The 20761-nt window shown below is 56.7% G+C and carries 16 protein-coding genes; 5 read left to right on the forward strand and 11 right to left on the reverse strand.

Annotated features, from left to right (window positions below; genetic code table 11):
- The first annotated feature begins 329 nt into the window (after positions 1-329).
- On the forward strand, positions 330-1526 hold the full coding sequence (locus ACI2KK_RS13005) for an IS256 family transposase (RefSeq protein WP_212628863.1): 1197 nt from the start codon (positions 330-332) through the stop codon (positions 1524-1526).
- A 78-nt stretch (positions 1527-1604) separates the two neighbouring features.
- Here ACI2KK_RS13005 and ACI2KK_RS13010 read toward each other — a convergent pair whose 3' ends face one another.
- The 3 genes from ACI2KK_RS13010 to ACI2KK_RS13020 are packed head-to-tail and all read right to left on the reverse strand — an operon-like array spanning position 1605 to position 6634.
- Positions 1605-2783, reverse strand: a complete 1179-nt coding sequence (locus ACI2KK_RS13010) for an acetyl-CoA C-acyltransferase (RefSeq protein ID WP_404669202.1) — start codon at positions 2781-2783, stop codon at positions 1605-1607.
- A gap of 10 nt (positions 2784-2793) precedes the next feature.
- Positions 2794-4821: a 3-hydroxyacyl-CoA dehydrogenase NAD-binding domain-containing protein gene (locus ACI2KK_RS13015; protein ID WP_400620573.1), complete on the reverse strand. Its 2028-nt coding sequence runs from the start codon at positions 4819-4821 to the stop codon at positions 2794-2796.
- A 37-nt stretch (positions 4822-4858) separates the two neighbouring features.
- Entirely contained in the window at positions 4859-6634 is a 1776-nt protein-coding gene (locus ACI2KK_RS13020) for an acyl-CoA dehydrogenase (RefSeq protein WP_400620576.1), read from the reverse strand.
- A 134-nt stretch (positions 6635-6768) separates the two neighbouring features.
- Between ACI2KK_RS13020 and ACI2KK_RS13025 the strand changes: the two genes are divergently transcribed.
- The 3 genes from ACI2KK_RS13025 (at position 6769) to ACI2KK_RS13035 (ending at position 9992) form a co-directional block, all read left to right on the forward strand.
- Positions 6769-7242 carry a MarR family winged helix-turn-helix transcriptional regulator gene (locus ACI2KK_RS13025; protein ID WP_400620579.1) on the forward strand — a complete coding sequence of 158 codons (474 nt, stop codon included), beginning with the start codon at positions 6769-6771 and terminating at the stop codon, positions 7240-7242.
- A 186-nt stretch (positions 7243-7428) separates the two neighbouring features.
- Complete coding sequence (gene mhpT, locus ACI2KK_RS13030; RefSeq protein ID WP_400620581.1) at positions 7429-8643, forward strand: 3-(3-hydroxy-phenyl)propionate transporter MhpT; 1215 nt, start codon at positions 7429-7431, stop codon at positions 8641-8643.
- 89 nt (positions 8644-8732) lie between these two features.
- Positions 8733-9992: an OprD family outer membrane porin gene (locus ACI2KK_RS13035; RefSeq protein ID WP_400620585.1), complete on the forward strand. Its 1260-nt coding sequence runs from the start codon at positions 8733-8735 to the stop codon at positions 9990-9992.
- Positions 9993-10069: 77 nt separating this feature from the next.
- On the opposite strand, the gene ACI2KK_RS13040 is transcribed toward ACI2KK_RS13035, so the two are convergent.
- The 7 genes from ACI2KK_RS13040 to ACI2KK_RS13070 all read right to left on the reverse strand — a co-directional run bounded on the left by ACI2KK_RS13040 (position 10070) and on the right by ACI2KK_RS13070 (position 18279).
- Positions 10070-11842, reverse strand: a complete 1773-nt coding sequence (locus tag ACI2KK_RS13040) for an acyl-CoA dehydrogenase (protein ID WP_404669203.1) — start codon at positions 11840-11842, stop codon at positions 10070-10072.
- Positions 11839-13572, reverse strand: coding sequence for a long-chain-fatty-acid--CoA ligase (locus ACI2KK_RS13045; protein WP_404669204.1), 1734 nt, complete (start codon positions 13570-13572; stop codon positions 11839-11841). The genes ACI2KK_RS13040 and ACI2KK_RS13045 overlap by 4 nt, the downstream gene beginning before the upstream one ends.
- Positions 13573-13616: 44 nt before the next feature.
- On the reverse strand, positions 13617-14078 hold the full coding sequence (locus tag ACI2KK_RS13050; RefSeq protein WP_404669205.1) for a PaaI family thioesterase: 462 nt from the start codon (positions 14076-14078) through the stop codon (positions 13617-13619).
- 185 nt (positions 14079-14263) lie between these two features.
- Positions 14264-15061: a helix-turn-helix transcriptional regulator gene (locus ACI2KK_RS13055; RefSeq protein ID WP_400620597.1), complete on the reverse strand. Its 798-nt coding sequence runs from the start codon at positions 15059-15061 to the stop codon at positions 14264-14266.
- Positions 15062-15141: 80 nt separating this feature from the next.
- Entirely contained in the window at positions 15142-15324 is a 183-nt protein-coding gene (locus ACI2KK_RS13060) for a DUF2783 domain-containing protein (RefSeq protein ID WP_400620600.1), read from the reverse strand.
- Positions 15325-15335: 11 nt separating this feature from the next.
- Positions 15336-17030: an FAD-dependent monooxygenase gene (locus ACI2KK_RS13065; protein WP_400620603.1), complete on the reverse strand. Its 1695-nt coding sequence runs from the start codon at positions 17028-17030 to the stop codon at positions 15336-15338.
- Positions 17031-17148: 118 nt separating this feature from the next.
- Positions 17149-18279, reverse strand: coding sequence for an amidohydrolase family protein (locus ACI2KK_RS13070; protein ID WP_400620605.1), 1131 nt, complete (start codon positions 18277-18279; stop codon positions 17149-17151).
- Between the two features lie 175 nt (positions 18280-18454).
- Between ACI2KK_RS13070 and ACI2KK_RS13075 the strand changes: the two genes are divergently transcribed.
- A complete protein-coding gene (locus ACI2KK_RS13075) occupies positions 18455-19249 on the forward strand; it encodes a DNA-binding transcriptional regulator (RefSeq protein WP_400620607.1) in 795 nt (264 codons plus the stop codon).
- A 160-nt stretch (positions 19250-19409) separates the two neighbouring features.
- Here ACI2KK_RS13075 and ACI2KK_RS13080 read toward each other — a convergent pair whose 3' ends face one another.
- Entirely contained in the window at positions 19410-20687 is a 1278-nt protein-coding gene (locus ACI2KK_RS13080) for an OprD family porin (RefSeq protein WP_404669206.1), read from the reverse strand.
- Positions 20688-20761 lie beyond the last annotated feature (74 nt).

A 20761-nucleotide genomic window follows, 5' to 3' on the forward strand; every position in this document is an offset into this window, starting at 1 on the left:
CTTCGACGACAACGCGCCTTACGTCCCAGGCCAAAGCACGTGTCATTTATTGACCTGGTCGTGTGCGAAAGCCATTTCGTAGAGCGCCATACTGCAGCCCGCACGTACACCGATGGAGATTGGCGAGTAGCCCCTCCGTGGTAGTCGCACCTCTAAATCAATCATAGTGCCATCATCCTAGGCTTTCCTTAACAGGGCGATTGATCGTGTCCCGGGAAGTGGTGTAACTGAACCAGCCGAAGGCGCCCTGCGGGCGAAAGAGGATGGTCATCGTGGTTCTTGGCTAACGTTGAGTTTGCGAAGACCAAACACTCACCAGAGAAACCACGATGACCAAGCCCACTATCGCATTGACCGAGTTGGTTGAGAAAGGGGCAGATGCTGATCTGCTCAAGCAAATGATCCAGTTCGTTGCACAGCGCATGATGGAGTTCGATGTCGAAGGCCTGTGCGGCGCCGGCTTCGATGTCAAAAGCCCAGACCGGACAAACAGCCGCAACGGCTACCGTGATCGCCTCTGGCAAACCCGCGCGGGTGACGTTGACCTTAAGATCCCCAAGCTGCGCCAAGGCAGCTACTTTCCTGGCTTTCTTGAGCCTCGACGTACTGCAGAGAAGGCCATGGCGGCAGTGATCCAGGAAGCCTACATTCAAGGCGTTTCAACGCGTTCGGTGGACGACCTGGTCAAGGCCATGGGCATGACCGGCATTTCCAAGAGCCAGGTGTCACGGCTGGCCGCCGAGATTGATGAACGTGTCCACGCTTTCCTCGACCGCCCACTGGAAGGCGATTGGCCCTATCTGTGGATCGACGCTACGTACGTCAAGGTGCGGGAGGCAGGGAGAATCGTCTCGGTCGCGGTCATAATCGCCGTGGCCGTGAACACCGATGGTGGGCGCGAGGTGTTGGGCATGCGGGTTGGCCCCTCGGAAGCAGAACCGTTCTGGACGGACTTCCTGCGAAGCCTCATGCGACGAGGCCTGCGCGGCGTGAAGCTGGTCATCTCTGACGCCCACGAAGGGCTCAAGGCGGCTGTTTCCAAGGTCTTCAACGCGACCTGGCAGCGCTGCCGCGTGCATTTCATGCGTAACGCCATGGCCCATGTCGGCAAGGGGCAACGCACCATGGTGGCGGCGCTTTTGCGCACGGTTTTCGCCCAAGACAGCCGTGCCGAATGCCACCAGCAGTGGCGCCTGGTTGCTGACCAACTGCGCGAGAAGTACCCCAAGATCGCGACGCTCATGGACGGCTGCGAGGATGAAGTACTGGCGCACATGGCGTTTCCCAAGGCGCACCGACAGCAACTGCACAGCACCAATCCTCTGGAGCGACTCAATGCCGAGATCAAGCGTCGCACCGACGTCGTGGGCATCTTCCCCAACGACCCAGCCATCACACGGCTGGTAGGGGCGATGCTGCTAGAGCAGAACGACGAGTGGTGCCTGCAACGGCGGTATATGCAGCTAGAGGCCTTTGAGGCCGTCAGCGATAATCCACAGGCCAAGCTGTCGGCCGTAATCAACTAAACGGCAAGCTCAATGGCCAAAGCCATGATGAGTTACACCACTTCCCGGGACACGATCGGGCGATTGTCAGATGACAGCCTAAGTAATCTCGAACAATGCGGCTGCTCCCTGACCTCCGCCGATACACATAGTTGCGACGGCATAGCGAGCACCGCGACGCTTCCCTTCGATGAGCAAGTGCCCAATCATTCGCGCTCCACTTGCCCCGTAGGGATGACCCAATGCAATTGAGCCACCATTGACATTCAGTTTCGAGTCATCGATACCCAGGCGATCTCTGCAATACAGCACCTGCACTGCAAAGGCTTCATTGAGCTCCCACAGGTCCACGTCAGCGACTGTCAGTCCATGCCTTGCCAATAGTCGTGGAACAGCAAAAACGGGGCCGATGCCCATTTCATCTGGCTCGCATCCAATCACCGCGAAGTCGATGAACATTCCCAGTGGAGTCAGACCGAGCGTGGCGGCTCGCTGATCACTCATCATCACGCATGCACCGGCACCATCGGAGAATTGGCTGGCGTTTCCAGCGCTGACGCAACCGCCTGGGATGGCCGATCGAATGCGTGAAACGTCCTCGAGCCGGGTCTCAGGCCTGATACCTTCATCCAGCGCAACGCTTACCTCCTGCGTTTTCAGCATGCCGTCATTGGCGTCGATAACTGCCGCCAGTGTACGCATAGGGGCGATCTCGGCCGAGAACAATCCCTGCTGTTGAGCCGCCCACGCCCGCATTTGGCTCTGTACTCCATATAGATCTTGGGCCTCTCGACTGATCTTAAAGCGCTGAGCCACGGTTTCTGCAGTCCGTACCATGGGCCAATAGAGCTCAGGCTTGTGTTCGAGAATCCAGGGGTCTTGCACCATGTGTTGGTTCATTTCGTTCTGCACGCAAGAAATGGACTCCGCGCCCCCGGCGACCAGCACTTCGGCCTCACCGGTCATGATGCGCTGGCCTGCCCAAGCGATCGCTTGCAAGCCACTGGCACAGAATCGGTTGACCGTGACCCCTGCCACGGTCACTGGCAGATTTGCACGAATGGCACTCTGACGTGCAAGGTTACCTCCGGTGGCACCTTCCGGATTGGCACACCCCAGCACAACGTCCTCAATCAGATCAGGGTCAATGCCCGCTCGCTGGACGGCCGAGGCAACGACGTGCCCTGCCAGAGCGGCGCCATGAGTGATGTTGAAGCCGCCCTTCCATGACTTGGCAAAAGGCGTTCTTGCAGTGGATACAATGACGGCACGTTGCATGATCAGGCCCTTAATGCTGTGTGGCAGATTGAGTGAAATCCTTAAAGTCACGAGCCAAGTCGGACAACAGGGCGGACGGTCTCCAGAATTCGTTTCCAGTATCCTTGGCCCATTGCCGTAACGTTCGCTCGATACGTGCTAGACCCTGAGTACTGGCCCAGTACATAGGCCCACCACGTTCAGCCGGGAATCCATAGCCAAGGACGAACACCACATCAATGTCAGAGGCACGTTGCGCAATGCCTTCTTCAAGCACGCGTGCTCCTTCATTGACCAGTGCCAACAAGCAGCGGTCGACAATAAGGGCGTCGCTTACCTGGCAGGCCGGATCGGCAGCAGTGATCACCTGGGCGAGCGCAGGGTCGGGCTGAGCCTTGCGACCTCGCTCATGACGATACCAACCCCTGCCACAACGCAGCCCCAGGCGGTCTGCCTTGCACAAGTGCCCTAGGAGTTGAATGTCTTGCGGGCCGTATACGCCCTGCCATGCGCCATACAGAAGATCGACCCCTACAAGGTCTATTACTTTGAAGGGCCCCATTTTCATGCCCCAGCGTTCCAGTGCCTGATCGATGCGATAAGGCGAAACCCCTTCATTCACCAGCGCTAATGCCTGCAGCAAATACCTGTCGAACAGCCGGTTGCCAATAAAACCTCGACATACTTTGGCAATTACTGCCACTTTGCGTAGGCGTTTAGCGACAGCCAATGCGGTGGACAACACCCTTTGATCCGTTTCTGCACCTCGCACCACTTCCAAAAGCCGCATGACCTGAGCCGGCCCGAAAAAGTGCAAGCCCAACACGCGCCCCGGTCTATTACTGGCCCGTGCGATTTGGTCGAGGTCGAGACTGGAGGTGTTACTGGCAAGGATCGCCTCGGTTTTGCAGTGGCGATCTAGCTCCGCAAAAATGGATTGTTTGACTTCCAATCGTTCGGCAGCGGCCTCCACGACCAAGTCTGCGGAGGCCATTGCTGTATAGCTATCGATAGCGGTCAATTGCGCTGCCGGACAGCCCAACTGAGCCATCAGCTCACTTACTGCTTTTTGCGCCGTACCTTGCGCGCTGTCAAAGAGCTTGACGAGGTAGCCCGCTCGAACAAAACAGGTCGCGATACCCTTTCCCATGAACCCGGCACCAATCACGATAACTTCATCGATAGCCTGGGTACTGCCGCTCATATCAACACCGCATCTTGGTGCCAGTCGCTCAGCCAGGAATGCGTGGCGAATGCCCAGCGATGCCGGATCCGCCAATTGCCTACGAAAAAGCCCTTGCTCTTGAACAATGGCGCTATCGAAGTCCGTCCCTACGCTCAGACCCAGGGCGTCCAGGGCCAGGGGGATTGCGGAATTGGAATGCCGGCTGGCCTTCGCCTGCTGCCTGGCGAAAGCCAGAAAACCTTCAGGGTTGGAATGGTTAACCCTCTGATGACGCAGCAGAGGCCACGGAGCACCCCGAGCAACCAACTGCAATGCCAATTGCGCTGCACGCTCCACGGTCGTTTCGCTGAGCGCATCGAAGAGTGATGATTCAGCCAGCGCAGACGCGGCCAATACCGTGCCATTGATAATCAGATTGGTCGCCTGCTCCAACCCTACTGCCCGCGGCAAGCGCTGAGTACCGCCCGCGCCTGGAAGCAAGCCGAGAGTCGTTTCCGGCAACCCCACTTTGCATGTCGGGTCTGCCACTCGACCATGACAGGCCAAAGCCAGTTCCAGTCCTCCACCCAGTGCAAAACCATGCATGGCTGCTACGATCGGCTTGGCCGATGTCTCAATGCAACCGATCAACATGCTCGATAGCTCTGGGGCAGCGAAGGTTTCATTACCTGCAAACTCAACCAGATCACCACCAGCGCTGAATCCATCACCGCTGCCCGAGATCACCAACGCTACTACTCGGGAGTCCTCCTGAGCATCGCTAATCGCTTTGAACAAAGCTTTGCGAATTTTTAAGGCCAAACTATTGACTGGAGGGTTGTCTAGGCAAATGACGGCCACGCCATCGCCTCGCAACTCATAGGGTGCGTTCATTCTGAATAGGTCCTTTAGGTAGGGATTTTCAGTGCATTCAAACCAAGCCAGGCTCGAAATCCAGCACGCAACGAGCGCTACTGCTCACGGTGGTGGCATATGCCGATGCCCTCGGCAAGACGTGCTCGATATAGAACAAGGCAGTTCGCAGCTTGGCTGCATAGAACGGCTCAGGCACCGTTTCTCTCATAATCTTTTCGCAAGATATCGCGGCGCTGCGTACCATCATCCAGCTACCGCACAGGTAACCGAATTGCATCAAGAACGGCACTGCCAGTGCAGATTGAGGGGCGCGTTCCTGACTCAGCAGATGTTCGATACTGTGGGCGAACTGCAAAATAGCAGCACGCGCGGCAAACGCGATCGCCCCACCTGTCGGGTTGCCCTTCTCCTCTAGCGCGTCCACAGCCTCATGCATTTCGTTCAGAAGGGTCATCAAAACCGCCCCACTATCGCTGACGACTTTGCGTAACAGCAGGTCGCTGGCCTGGATACCAGTGGTGCCTTCGTAAATACTGGCAATGCGCATGTCCCGCAGGTGCTGTGCTGCACCGGTTTCTTCGATGTAGCCCATCCCGCCATGCACCTGTATGCCAAGTGATACGACTTCCTGTCCCACTTCAGTACACCAGCCTTTAGCGACTGGGGTGAGTAGCTCGGCACGGCGCAACTCTTGCTCGCTCCCCTCTTCCCGGGGCTTTCGGGTAGCGGCGTCCAGGCGTTCCGCTGCGCAATAGACCAACGCCCGCATTGCCTCATTCTGCGCAGTCATCATCAACAGCATGCGTTTAATATCCGCGTGCTCGATTATTGCGACCGGTTGGCCCACAGAGTTGCTGCCCTGGATACGTGTGCGGGCGTAGTTCAACGCCTGTTGATATGCGCGCTCGCCCAGTGCCGGTCCCTGCAAGGCCGAATTGAGTCGCGACAAGTTCATCATGATGAACATGTACCTCAGACCGGCGTTCAGGTCTCCGATCAGATAACCGATCGCACCTCGATCATCTCCGAATGACAGGGTTGCGGTCGGACAAGCATGAAGACCCAGTTTGTGCTCTATCGAGATGCAACTGACGTCATTACGATCACCCAGGCTGCCATCGTCATTGACCAAATACTTGGGCACCAGAAACAGCGATAGACCGCGGGTTCCCGCCGGTGCGCCAGGCGTTCTGGCCAGCACCAAGTGCAAGATGTTTTCCGCTAGGTCGTGATCCCCGTAGGTGATGAAAGTCTTCTGACCGTATAGCCGGAAGTGCTCACCCTCCGCTACTGCCCGAGTCCGGATAGCACCGAGGTCCGAACCTGCCTGAGGCTCGGTAAGGTTCATGGTTCCGGTCCAATTGCCTGCGACCAACTCCGCCAGGAAGCGGTCTTTGATTCGGGCACTGGCACTTAACTGCAAAGCTTCGACCGCCCCCATGTTCAAGGCCTGGATCAACGCGAAGGAGAGATTGGCTGAAACCAGCATCTCCTCTACCGCAATCGCGGCCAAGTGGCAAATGCCGTGCCCTCCGTACTGTGGGTCGCAGCGAAGGGCATTCCAGCCTTTCTCCACATACTGCTGATAGGCATGCTTGAAACCTGGCGGCGTGACCACATCGCCGTCTACCCAATGAGCCCCATCCCTGTCGCCAGTGGCATTCAGCGGCGCAATGACCTCTTGAGAAAAGCGAGCTGCTTCGTCGAGCAACATATCAACAGTATCACTGCATAGATTGCCGCCCAACATCAGACTCGCAGTGCGCTGTAACCCAACAAGCTCATGGATGACAAACTGCATGTCCCGCAAAGGAGCTACATATCTCGTCATGCTCTACCTTTTATTGTTCAATGAATCGCGATAGTCGAGAGCTGCAAAACCCACACTTCGTCAACCTTAGTTGACATTGACGGAAAGACTAGACTTACCTAAGATTGGCTGTCAACCACGCTTGAGAAGAAATCGTGTCGCCACCCAAGAAAACCTCGACCGCAACCGCCGTCCCTCTGCCCCACGCGGAACCTTCCACACCTAAGGTATTTCTGCGCCAGTTGCTGAGCGCGAAACAGGATTGGATCGAAACACGTCTGTACGACATGGCCGAGGCCAGTGGCTATGAACACGTCACGCCTGCGATGAGTCGGTTATTTGGTCTGATGAAACGCCAACCCATCGGTATCTCGGTACTAGCTAGGCAGCTGGCGATTTCTCGCCAGGCAGTTCACAAGCTGGTGAACGAAGCGGTGCGCATGGATCTGGTCGAACTGGTGGATAGCCCCGAAGATAAACGCGTGAAGTTGGTAGGCTTCACGTCACATGGTTTTGCCATGTCTGCGGCTGCTACTCGTAATCTCGAAAAAATCGAAAAAGATTTAGCCGAACGAATCGGGCAAGAGAACTTGGACACGCTCAAACGACTCCTCAGCGATGGCTGGTAACCGCCAGTCTCGCCGTGGCCGAGGCGAGGGACGGCTGTCGCCCTGCCATTCAAATCACGTCAACCTATGTTGACAAAAATGCTCCGCGCAACGATATTTGTCACCGCAGGTTGACAGATCGCGCCTGAGGCAGCCATCTGCCCTGAATGAACATCCTTACAACTCCCACAAAAACAGGATCGTTTCATGAGCAAACCATCTTCGTCTGCCCGTTCGCGGCTGACCATTACATTGTGCTTTTGCATCGCTCTATTTGAAGGTCTGGATTTACAATCGGCAGGTATTGCAGCAGCTGGAATGCGCCTGGACCTTGGGCTATCACCCCAAGATTTAGGTGCAATATTCAGCGCCGGCATCCTGGGACTGATGCCCGGGTCATTGTTTGGTGGGGTACTCGCAGACCGCTATGGACGGCGTACCGTGCTGCTAGGGGCTATCACGATTTTCGGGACCTGCTCATTGTTTACTGCCTACGCCTGGAATCTGCCGACCCTGATCATCGCTCGCCTTCTCACCGGTGTCGGTTTGGGTGCCGCGTTGCCGACAGTCATCGCACTCACAGCAGAAGCAGCCAGCGAGCGATACCGTGGTCGCGCCGTCAGCTTGATGTTTTGCGGTATGCCCTTGGGCGGAGCACTGGCGACAGTATTGGGAATGGAGAGCATTGGAGGAAACTGGCGGACAGTTTTCTACGTTGGCGGTATCGCCCCACTGCTGTTGGTGCCAGCTCTGTATGCGCTGCTACCAGAATCACCCGCCTTCGTACGCAATCGTGTGCTGCTCTTGGCGGACAGCACTGGCTCGTTGATCAAGTCGCTTTTCGGCCCGCGCCGCTCAGGGACCACACTTTTGATGTGGGTGGTGTTTTTCTTCACCTTGATGGTGGTCTACATTCTGCTCAACTGGCTACCCAGTCTGCTGATCAAGCAAGGGCTTGAGCATGATCAGGCGACTTGGGTGCAAACCGCCTTTAGCTTCGGCGCTGCTGCGGGATCGGTGATTTTAGGCAGCCTGCTGGATCACTGGAAAGCCGAACACGTTGTGCGCCTCATGTATGCAGGAATGATTCTCTCCTTGTTGGCCCTGTGCCTGGCGGCAAGCTTTCCACTGCTGTTGGTCGCAGGCGGTCTAGCTGGATTCTTCACCATTGGTGGTCAACTGGTGCTCTACACCCTTGCCACCTTGGTGTATCCAAGCGAAATACGCTCCACCGGGCTGGGATTTGCAGTGGCTTCGGGACGCTTGGGAGCCATGGTTGGACCATTGCTGGTGGGCTACATGCTACTTCAGGGTATCGGTAGTAGTGCCGTAATAGTTGCCGCCATACCCTGCACCCTGGTAGCCGCTCTGCTCGCCGTATTCATGCTGCGCAAACCACAGCCGGCCACCGCCGCCGCCTGAACACCATCGTTTGTCACTGATTGGCCTCGCGCGTCGGCATACCCGACGCGGGGGCTCGTTCGCCAATAAAAAAGATAATTAGGCCACCGATGAAATCTCACGGCTTCTGTGTCGCTGCTCTTTGTGCGCTCATCATTCCCTCGACTGCCGGCGCGGATGTGATCGCGGACAGCACTTCTAACCTGCGCTTGCGCAATTACTTTTTCGACTCGGACTACCGTAACACCCGTACACCTGGGCAACCGGTATCGCACCAACGTGAATGGGCACAAGGCGCCATTCTGGATATCCGTTCCGGCTACACAGATACGCCATTTGCCTTAGGGGTCGACATCACAGGCATGACAGCGCTGCGACTAGACTCAGCGCCAGACCGCAGCGGTACCGGTTTGCTTAAACGCACTGATGAAGGGAGAGCCCAGTCTGGGTATAGCAAAGGCTACGCTACGGCGAAGGCACGATTGTCGAAGACCGAACTGCGAGTTGGCGGTCATACCCCCATGGTTCCAGTGCTGATTACGCCGCCGGTGCGCCTCTTTTCTCCGGTATTTAGAGGCAGCGAACTCACCTCGCGTGAATGGAGCGACTGGACACTAACCGCTGCGCGGTTCGACCGCGTGATGGGGCGCGATGATGATCGCTTCGAGAAAATGAAAATGGCATCGCCCTTTGGCCGTTTCGCCAAAGCCGCCGAGTCGGAAAGGTTCGATTACGCAGGCGTGGATTATGCGCCAACCAAGGCAGTCAAATTGAGTTACTACACGGGGAGGCTTGACGATATCTACCAGCAACACTACTTGGGTGCCTTAATCACTCAAGCACTGCCAGTAGGGCAACTGTTACATGACATTCGATACTACGACAGCAAGGATTCAGGGCAGTCACTTGCAGGCAAGGTTGACAGCCGATACCTAGGGTTGATGAGCAACTGGCGTGTAGGCGGCCATACCCTGGGTCTAGGCTACTACGAAGTATCAGGCGCTACTGGCATGCCTGGCATTTCCGGCACAGTGCTGAGCGTCCACAGCGAGGGCGCGCTGGTCAGCGATATGGTTAACCGTGACGAACACAACTGGCAATTCAACTACCAATATGACTTCGCTGCTGCCGGCATTCCCGGACTGAATGTCCGGTTCCGCTACCTTCGAGGCAACAACATACTCGTGCCAGCGACAGGAGATGAAAGGGGCCATGAGAGCGAGCGCTTTGTCCAATTAGGCTACGTGATTCAGAGCGGCCCACTGGCCGGTCTGGGGTTCATTGCCCGCAACTCTTCCTACCACAGCACATTTTCTCGCGACATCAATCAGACGCGACTGAATATCGAATACGCTATCAAGCTCTGGTAAGCCGGAATAGAAAAGCCCGCCTCAGGCGAGTGACGGGCTTTTCTCTCAATGCACGATATTCAGTACACCCGTGGTGCTTAGAACAACACGTCATCCACCGCCAAAGACGGGCAGCGCGCCATCAAGACCGTACGCGCCAAGCCATGAACTTCCACCAGGATGTGTTCGGCATAGAACTCTCCTACCTGCAATTTGGCTTGCATGAACGCTGGATCTTCGTTGCACAGAACCTTCTGCCTGGCAGCAATTACCATGCGTCCCCACTGCCAGCCACCGGCCACTCGACCAAAAAGCATCAGGAAAGGAACGGCGATGGCGAGTACTTGCTCCGGATCACTACCGAACAATTGACGAACATGCCGTGCGGCCTCCTCGAGATGGGCGACAGATTCTGAAAGCCGTCCACCCAATACGTCTTCCGCCCCTAAGGTTTCAGCAACCTTGCGCATCGTGTTGATGAGCAACTCGAACTGCCCTGTTCCATCGCGCATAAGCTTGCGAATAATCAGGTCGTTGGCTTGGATCGCCGTCGTACCCTCGTATATGGTACCGATCCGTGCGTCTCGGTAATGTTGAGAAACACCGGTTTCTTCGACGAAGCCCATGCCGCCATGGACCTGCACTGCCAGCGAGGTGACCTCCAGGCTTGTCTCGGTCGCCCACCCCTTGAACACGGGCGTCATCAACTCGATGAAAGCCAGTTGATTCTTGCGCTCGTCCCTATCCGGATGGTGCTCGGACAAGTCCTGCGCCTGGGCGATCACCAATGCAACAGCTCGCATCGCTTCGGTCTGGGCCTTCATTCGCATTAGCATGCGACGGACATCGGGGTGTCGAATGATAGGCACATTACGATTGCCATGCAGGTCGCTACCTTGATGACGTTGCCGTGCATAGGCTACAGCCTGTTGATAGGCGCGTTCAGATAGACCTACCGCTTCGATTCCCACCGTGAGCCTGGCCATGTTCATCATCACAAACATCGCTTCCAGCCCACGGTTGGGCTCACCTACCAACACCCCAAATGCACCGCCTTCGTCACCATAGGCCATCATGCAGGTAGGGCTGGCATGAATTCCCATCTTGTGTTCCACCGACACACAGCGCACGTCGTTACGAGGCCCAAGGCTCCCATCATCGTTGACCAGATACTTGGGAACCATGAACAACGAAATACCTTTAACTCCCGCCGGGGCGTCCGGCAGGCGCGCCAGTACAAGGTGCAGAATATTATCGGTAAGATCCTGGTCCCCCCAAGAGATGAAGATCTTTTGGCCGACCAAACGATAGGCCCCCTTCCCGTCCGGTGCCGCTCGACACCGAATGGCTCCGACGTCTGAGCCCGCTTGTGGTTCGGTCAGATTCATCGTACCGCTCCATCTACCACTGACCAAGAAGGGCAAATAACGGGTTTGCAATTCTTCACTGGCACAAGCCGTCAGTGCTTCGATAGCACCCAAGGTAAGGCCGGGGCACATGGCGAAGGCTTTATTGGCGGACATGAACATCTCGCTAATCGCCGAGGCTGCAATGCAAGGTAAACCCTGACCACCATGCTTGGTGGGTACCGCAACATTGTTCCAGCCTGCTTCGATAAACTGCTTGTAAGCCTGAGCAAAGCCCTGGGCGGTCTTTACACCGTTCGGGCTCCAATGCACTCCCTCTCGATCTGCAGCCTGGTTCAACGGGGCCAATACTCCGGCCGCAAACTTTCCGGCCTCCTCGCACACGGCGGCCATTAGACTGGCGTCTAACCCTTCGAAGGCTTCGAGCTCGCACAAGCGATCCAGATCTAGCAGGTTTTCCATGACAAATCGCAGATCTGCCAAAGGCGGAGCGTAATGGGTCATTGATGATTCTCCTGGTTTTGCAACGCCCGCCATTGAATTTTGCCAGTTGCCGACTTCGGTAACGAATCGACGAACTCTACCAATCGGGGGATTTTGTAGGCCGCCATCTGCTGACGTGACCAGTTCATGAGCCGTTCGGCATCCAGTGGTTCGAGAGCCGAAGATCTAAGCACTACCAACGCCTTCACCGTCTCGCGGCCGTCGGATGATCGTGCGGCAATTACGCACGCTTCCTGGATGGCCGGATGTTGATAAAGTATATTCTCGACTTCGCTTGGCCATACCTTGTATCCGCTCACATTGATCATGCGTTTAAGACGCTCGGCCATGAACAGATACCCCTGACGGTCAAAGGCGCCGATATCACCAGTTCGCAGGAACAGACGGCCGTCGAGCTCAATCAGGGCTTCAAGAGTCGCTTGAGGATTGTTCCAATAACCGCTGAACAGGGTTGGGCAACGCGTCACGATCTCGCCTTGTTCGCCGTCGAAGAGCTCTGCCCCGCGATCGATGTCAATGATTCGGGTATCCACATCGAACATCGCAATACCCAGGCATTGAGGTTTTACTGCCCCGGGCGGATTCAGATGAATGGCTCCGCACACTTCGGACATGCCCCAGCCCTCCTGATATGAGAGCCCAGTCAGAGTCTGAAGGCGCTTCGCAACCGCATTCGGCATTGCGGTTCCGCCCCCTCCGATAAGCTGCAGTGAGGAAAAGTCGCGCTGTTCAATGCCATCCAAGCCCAGTAAATCGATGACCATCGTAGGTATGGCAGTCCAGTGCGTGATGCCACGGGACTCAATCCAGTCCATTGCAACGCTTCGATCCCAGCGGGGCAAGATCACCATTGATGCACCCAGTGACAATGGCAGCAACATGGATCCGCAAAGGCCAGTCACGTGGAAGAACGGCGCAGTGGCCAATACCACGGCGTCACACGACCAATGGTTCCAGTGCTCAAGCGCTACTAGTTGCGCATTGACCGCACGATGACTGAGCATGCAGCCCTTAGGATGGCCTGTCGTGCCGGATGTGTAGACCAGCATTGCCAGGTCCTCACCTCTGCGTGAAGCTTCACGCTTGAGTCGAGGGTGTTCATAGGCCTGAGCCAAGGTGCTGACCGCTGGCGAAAATGACTCTTGGCGTGGCGCGGTGAGGAAGTCGGCGATTGATTCTTTGCAGGTAACAGGCAAATCATCGCTGTAGCATGCCATCACTAGATGATCGAAAACGTCTTGTTCGAGCAGTGCGCTGAATGCCCCGGCAATGTCCTGCGCGGCAATCACGACTCTGGCTCCGCTATCCTCAATCAACCATCGCAGTTCCGCCTCCAGGTTCATTGGATTGACAGGCACTACAACAGCATCCGCAGCCAGGACCGCGTAGAATGCGACAACGAACGATGGACTATTCTGCATATCCACCAACACCCGATCACCCGGTTTCACAGCAAGATTTTCCGCCAGGAATCCCGCCAACCGCAGGACCCGTTCCTGCAGGCTCCGGTATGATATCGCCTGCCCGTAGAATTCAATGGCAAGCTTATTCGGATATCGTTTGGCATTGATTGCCAGCCCATCTTGAACAGGGGTAACAGGCAGGCTTGGATGGCGGGAAACGTGACTCGCCAGCAGGTGATGCGAGGGCACGTCGACCGCTTCCGGTTGGCCGAACTCAGAAACAGGGGATAGGCATTTCGGAACGACAAAACTATTGTTTTTATTCATGGGCTCTCCGAGTGACGGCCACCGCCGTCCAGACAGTGACACGACTACATCGACACGATTGCCATGGGAGAACTGGCTATGGCGATGGGCCTTTCATTGGCATCCAACAACTTGGCGCTGGCGTAGATCAGCGTACGACCCTGCTTTTCCAGAACTGCGTGAACATGGTAAAGCCCCGTTGAAGCAGGCCTGAGATAGTTGACATTGAGGGACGTAGTCACCGCAGTGCGGCCGGTGTCGAGAACTGATAAGGCGGCAAAGGCCAGGCCAAAATCCAGCATCGCCGCTACGATGCCGCCCTGAATGACCCCTCCACCTTGAGTAAAATCCATGCCGATCTGAAATGACGCGTCCACCGCACCGTGTGATGCGCGCAGCAGACGCATGTACAACTGACGTGCGAGCGGGCTGCCCGGTACCGGCAGGTCCCGCGCGCCATCTGCGATGAACCGCTCGATGAAATGCCTGTCTGGGTTGTCCGCCAGGCTAAGTGATGGCTCCTGCATCGACCACATGCTCCAAATGGGACTGAGGGATGGCCATGCCATAGCAGACTTTCGTGTCCACGGCTGGCCACATTGTCAACACTGATTGACAATGTGCAGCGTGTTCAATTTTTAGCATAATGTCAACCTTGGTTGACGTTGTTTTTGAAGCGATCGGCTTACTAGAATGTGCCGACGGCGCCAGGCTAGGGCTGGGTAGCCACTGCGAGTAATTCTCGCAAACCGCTCACACCGACTTTGCGATAAAGCCGCTTGATATACGTGGCAGCACTCGACGGCTGCACGCCAATCCGATGCGCGATATCTATCGAATCGCTGCCGCCAAGCATCAGCCGCAGCAACAGTTTGTCTCTCGCAGTAAGATCTGGGCATAAGCGTGCAACCCGCTCTGCCAGAATGGAGGGCATCTCCTGGACCTGCAGGTGTGCTTGATGGTGGAGGCGTACGACTTGCATAGCCAAGGGTGCCAAAGCCTCGATATGATCGATTTCCCCGGAAGACAATGAGCCATGCTCTCGCCCGCGGTAGAAATTTACCGATAACCATCGCTCGCTACTGCAGGTCGACAGCAGCGCCAAACGCTCGCTGATCCTCGGCTGCTCGTAGCAGACGCGGCGATAACGAGGGTCAACGATGTCCTCGATCGATTGGCGTTGAACGATGATGCACTGACTGGCACCGAGCGCCGCCATAGCTTGTCGATTACCGTCGCGGCTGAAGAAACGCTGTGTGTAAATATCCGAAACTCGGGCAAGCTCGACATTGCGTCCATGGTCGGCGAATGAAAGTAGCTCTGGGTTTCGTCCGTCGCTGTAGGTGAAAATTGTGCATTGAGCCAGCGCCACACTTTTGCCCGCCAGCCTCAAAAGGTCCATCGCAAGTGAGCGGCCGTGGGCCGGCCCCACACGAGCAAGCATTTTGGCTGCATGGGCACTGCTGATGTTCAGGCCAGCCTCGAATCGCCTCAGTTGCCAATAGTCCATCTTGCCGAACTCCCCTCAAGCCCTTGCAGGCAGGCCAGTTGCTATGTGAAGAAGCCTGCGTACAGCGACCAGTCATTATCCTAAAGATCGATCAAGGCTGTTTCGGTAAGCGCGGCAGTATGTTGTGGATCCCCCAGTGCTTCAGCACTGAGCAGAGCCAACTTTACGAGAAAAAGCTCGCGTTTATCCTCGGGGACTTGGTCCAGGACGGCTGCAAGGTGATCGTATACCGTTTCCAGCTCCAAGATGCTCAACGTGCTCATTGTCGCCCTCCTCAATGCCTAGCCAAAGCGCAATTCACAGCCCCATGTATATCGGCTCGACCGAGGTCCAGCCATCGGGCACAGGTATGTTGGTCAGGTCGTGCTAGATAGCCACCTCCAGCGCCCATACCGTACTTCGCCCTGATGCGCCCCTCGGCATCTGGTAATGACAGCTGCGCCCCTTTCACGCCGCTTTGCACTCCGATAGCGATGATCTGAATGGGAATTCCCTCTTTGCGAATAGCCTCAACCTCGGCGATGACGGTCTCGGGAACGGCGGGCTCGTCAGTGAAGTACAACAAATGGAAACCTGCACCGAGATGGTCGAACAGATAGTCATCAGCACCAAAGCGGATATTAAGCAATGGTGATCCATTGCCAGGGCCTGTGCGGAACAAGCTATCGTCATCGGCCTGACTGTTCAGTGGCGAGTCACGGTAATCATGTGGTTTGGACGTGCGCCAGTGGTATAGCGGTCTGACGAACTCCTGGCTTAGCGACAGTGACAATACAGCATCTCTCAGTAGACGCTGTCCAGGTGTCTGGGGGGCCATGAAGCGTGTGCTCTTGCCCGCCTCGGCGATGATCTCCCATGCAGCAGCGACACGTTCCTGATCATACGAGTCGAGCAATTTCTTGGATGCTAGTCCTTTGATCACCATTGCTAGTTTCCAGCACAGGCAATTGCTGTCCTGAAACCCGGTATTGGCACCACGTACACCAAAGATCGGAAGCAGATGAGCGGCATCGCCACTGAAGATGACCCGGTTATGGACGTAACTCGGCAGGGTCAGTGCCCTTGCAGAATAAACCGAAGACCAATCCAGCTCCCACTGTGGATCTTCAACGCCCATCAAACGCAATTGGGCATCAATTCTTGTGCGCAGTGAGTCCGGTGCCAAAGCTTGCTCTACTGTTTCATGCGAAGGGAGCTGATAATCGATGCGCCAGATATCCTTAGGCTCGCGATGCATCAGCACGGTATTGCCTCGATTCCAGGGCGGATCGAAAAATGCTTGGCGCTCTGTAGGCAAGTCCAATTGCGTACGGATATCGGCAATCACAAACTTCCCCTCGTACGCCGCACCTTCCAGCTTGAGTCCAAGGAGTGAACGCAATGCCGACCGTGCCCCATCGGCGGCAATAACCCACTGAGCCTCGAGCTCATAGCTTCCGGCCGGTGTTTCAAGTGTCAGGCATGCGTGGTCTGATTGTTGCCGAATTTGGCTGACTTTGTTTCCCCACCGCATTTCGATCAAGGGATGCTCAGTGGCAGCATCGACGAGGAGTTGCTCTAGACAGGGCTGCTGCAAGTTGGTCATAGGCGCAAAACGATCATCCTCATCGCGTATCGACTCCATACGGAAAACCCGTTGTTCGCGATAGTACGAGTTACCAGAGCACCACTCCAATCCCGCTTCGGTAACACGCTGAGCAATACCCACCTGCTGGAGAATTTCCAGTGAGCGTCGGGTGAAGACAATTGCGCGACTCCCTTCTGAAACCTGCTGCTCGGCTTCGACGATAATCGATGCGATACCGAAGCTGGCCAAATACAGCGAGTGCACCAGACCTATGGGGCCGCCCCCCACGATTACCACAGCACTTCGCCGCGCTGCTGGAACGCCAACATCCGCGGTATAAGCCGGATAGACCGTGTAATCAAAATACAACGAACGTCGAGGGGTGGTATCCGGGCAATGCATCGTTGATTCTCCACTTTTATTGTTGTTGAGCCGCAGTTCAAACTGCAGAAAAACTCTAATGGAGGCTCATCGAGCCGATGTCCCCTTACGAGGACATCCGCACGCTCTGGCAGCGCACTCAGGCCAGACGGGGGAACAAGCGCAAGGCATTTTCCCGATTGACAGCCAAGCGTTGCTGCTCGGTGAAGCCGAAGGTATCAAGCAACCCGGTGAAGTGACTCGAACGCTCCTTGTTAGCATAGGGCCAGTCGCTGCCGAAGGTGATGTTCTGCGGATTGGCGAATGCCAGCAACGCAGGCAAGGCATAAGGGCTACTGGACAGCGCGGTATCAAAGTAGAACTTGCGCAGCCGCTGGATACCTCGCTCGGTGCTTCCGTCGTCTGAGCAAACACGGGCCATGCGCTCGGCGGCATAGGGAAGGAACCCGCCTGCATGAGAAAGAATGATCTTCAGTTCTGGATAGCGTTCGAGGCATCCTCGCTTCGCCAAGTTAAGGGCCGCACGCGTTGTATCTAGGAGAAAGTCCGCAGCATAGGGTGGAATCCCGTCGACGGATTTGGCCGGCAACTCTGAAGGGTGGACGAACACGGTGGCGTGATGTCGGTTCAATACCTCCATGAGAGGATCCCATTCGGGCGCCCCGAGGTAGGTCCCCCGAACGTTTGCCAGCAAGATGACGCCGTCCGCTTTCAACGTGGTCAGGGCATACTCGGCCTGCTCTACGGCGCCCGCAACATCCGGCAGCGTCAACGTTGCAAAGAAGCCAAACCGCCCGCGATGCTTGTCGACGATCTCGGCGCAGAACTCGTTGACCTCTTTGGCTTTCACGCGTGCTTCAGCATCATTTCCAAGGTGCACGCCTGGCGTAGACACCGAAAGGATGCCGGTTGCGATACCGTTGCTGTCCATCAGGTCCAAGGCGCCCTCGACACTCCAGGTTGGGATGGGCAAGCCGCCGGCGGTAATACCTCGGGACTCGAGCCACTTTCCATAAAAAGGTGGAACGATATGCTGATGGGTATCGATGCGTCGGGCCTCTTTTGACGCGCGAACACCTGCAGGCTTGCTGCTTTCGGATGCATGGGCAGAGTTTGGGGCCAAGCCAGATACTGCTGCGACGGTTGCGGCGGTGGCCATGGATTGGAGGACTTGTCTGCGATTCATGGTGCGTGCCTTTTTTGTTTTTGGATGAACGATCAACTGCAAGCCACTGAACGACGATGTCACCCTGGCAGTGATGTCGCGCATCCCGCAATGGGGTAGAACATCATGTGCGACGTGATGAGTGTAGGAAGCGCAGAGACATTACCGACAGGGTATTGGCTTGGTGTTCGCTGAGTATAAGAATCGCGTCAATTGTCCTACAATGAAAAAATGCTTAGATGTGCACCAGATGCACATCCCTATTTTCAAAGAGGTTTTAATGAACATTGATCGAGGCTCCGACTATAAGACAGTGCGCGGGTTAAGCCGCGGACTGGCTTTGCTCAATGCCTTGAACCGGCTGGACGGCGGCGCTAGCCCGACCCGACTAGCCGAGCTTACTGGGCTCCACCGAACCACCGTCCGGCGACTGCTGGAGACACTGCAGGACGAGGGCTACGTGCGCCGTAGCGAGTCCGATGACAGTTTTCGCCTCACCCTCAAAGTGCGCGAATTGAGTGAAGGTTTTCGCGATGAACAATGGATCAGCGCGATCGCCGCACCGCTGCTGGCGGAGCTGCTACAGGAAGTGGTGTGGCCGACTGACATCTGTACCTTGGATGTAGATGCGATGGTAGTACGCGAGACCACTCACCGTTTCAGCCGCCTTTCATTTCACCGCTCCATGATCGGACGCCGCCTGCCTCTTCTGCAAACGGCAACAGGACTCACCTACCTCGCCTTCTGCAGCGACGCTGAGCGTGAGCAGATCATTACCCTATTGGCGGAGCGTGAGGAGAAAGAATCTCAGTTGGCGCGGAATGTTGTACAACTTGACAACGTTTTGCGCAAAATCAGAAATCTCGGGTATGGGGAAAACTTCATGGCTTGGAACTACGAAGAAAAAATCGCCTCCATTGCCGTTCCTGTCTTCGCCGAGCAGCGCTTATTGGGCTGTTTGAACTTGGTGTACGTAGCGAAAGCGATGTCGATCGAGCAGGCTGCACGCCGCTATTTGGGGGCCTTGCAAAATACATCGAAGCTGATCCAAGAAAAGCTCGAAGCATCTTTATAGTCTAAACTCGCCGACCGGTTAGGCAATGGTCTTCATTGCATGATGGCGATTCGTCCTCAGGAAAGTACCCCGCCCACCGGCGCTGCACATCCGACCAAGCGATGCAGTTCCAATTGCGAATCCGCTCGGCAAGCATTCCCACATGCACAATCCATTTTACCTACCAGATCTTGATCGTGTAATCCACGTTGACCCGCAACTCGTTGTCGTCACGGTGCGAAGCGCCGGGTAGGAAGTCGTTACGATACCAGGCATGGCGCAGGCGCAGCGCCACGCCCTTGAACGTGCCCTGCTGCACGGTGTACGACAGCTCCACGTCCTTCTCGCTCTCGCTCAAGCCGCCACCGCCAAAGCGTGCCAGCTCGATGTTGTCGCCGCGTACGTAGCGCAGCATGCCCTTGAGCCCTGGCACGCCGAACGGGGCGAAGTCCTGGTCGAACTTGACCTGCCAGCTGCGCTCCTTGGGGTTGATGAACTCGGAGCTGAGCGTGCCCTCGGTGATCACCAGCGGCTCGGTGCCGTACAGGTAGGGCATCGCGGTGTCGCCATCGAGCTGCATGTAGCCGACGCCCAGGCTGTGGCTGGCCCAGGCGTAGGTGAGCATCAGCGCGGCGTTGCGGTTGTCGACCGGGCCGGCCTTGGCGGCGCCGTCCTCGCCTGCCACGAACAGACGGAAATCGCTCTTCAAGCGGCCAGGCCCAAGCTTGCGCTCGTCGACGAAGCCGAAGTAGTCCTTGCGATACAGTTGGTCCAGCTCGGCATGGTAGTAACGCAGGGTCAACGCGTCGGACCAGGCGTAGTCGCCGCCAATGAAGGCGAAGCGGTCTGAGGTCGCGGCGCCGTTGAAGCGGCCGTTGGGGGCGGCGATGCTCATTTTCTGGTAGTCGGTGGAGTCGCGCAGGTTGATGCGGTCGAGCCAGCCGGCGTGCAGGCTCAGCCGATCGATGTCGCTCGAACGCAGGTAGGCGCCGCGGAAGGTCTGCGGCAGCAGCCGGGTCGGGCTGGCGAAGGCGATCGGCAGGAAGGTGCTGATGGTGCCACCTTGCAGCTCGGTGCGCGAGATGCGCATCTTGCCGGTCAGGCCCAGTTCGGAATAGTTGTCGGCAGGCTCGCGGGTGGCCGGGTCGAACGGCAGCAGGCCGGTACCGGCGCGATCAGGCGAGGAATCGAGCTTGACGCCGAGCATGCCCTTGGCGTCCAGGCCGAAGCCGACCGGCCCCCCGGTGAAACCGGAGCTGACGTTGAGGATGAAACCCTGGGCCCATTCGCGGGCAGCCGCCTGCGGGGTCTGGCCCACGTAGTTGCGGTCGAAGTAGTAGTTGCGCAGTACCAGCTCGGCATGGCTGTCATCGATGAAGCCGGCACCGTGGGACGGGTTGGCGCAGAGCAGGCCGATGGCCAGGGCCAGGGCCAGGCAGGTTTTCGGGGCCTTGTGCATGATCACATCGCTTTCTTGTAGTTGTAGGGTGCCCTGCCGCGTGAGCAGCAGGGGAGCGAGCAAAGGTTGGATGG

This window comes from Pseudomonas sp. NPDC089406 (assembly GCF_044900265.1).
Classification (GTDB): domain Bacteria; phylum Pseudomonadota; class Gammaproteobacteria; order Pseudomonadales; family Pseudomonadaceae; genus Aquipseudomonas; species Aquipseudomonas fakonensis.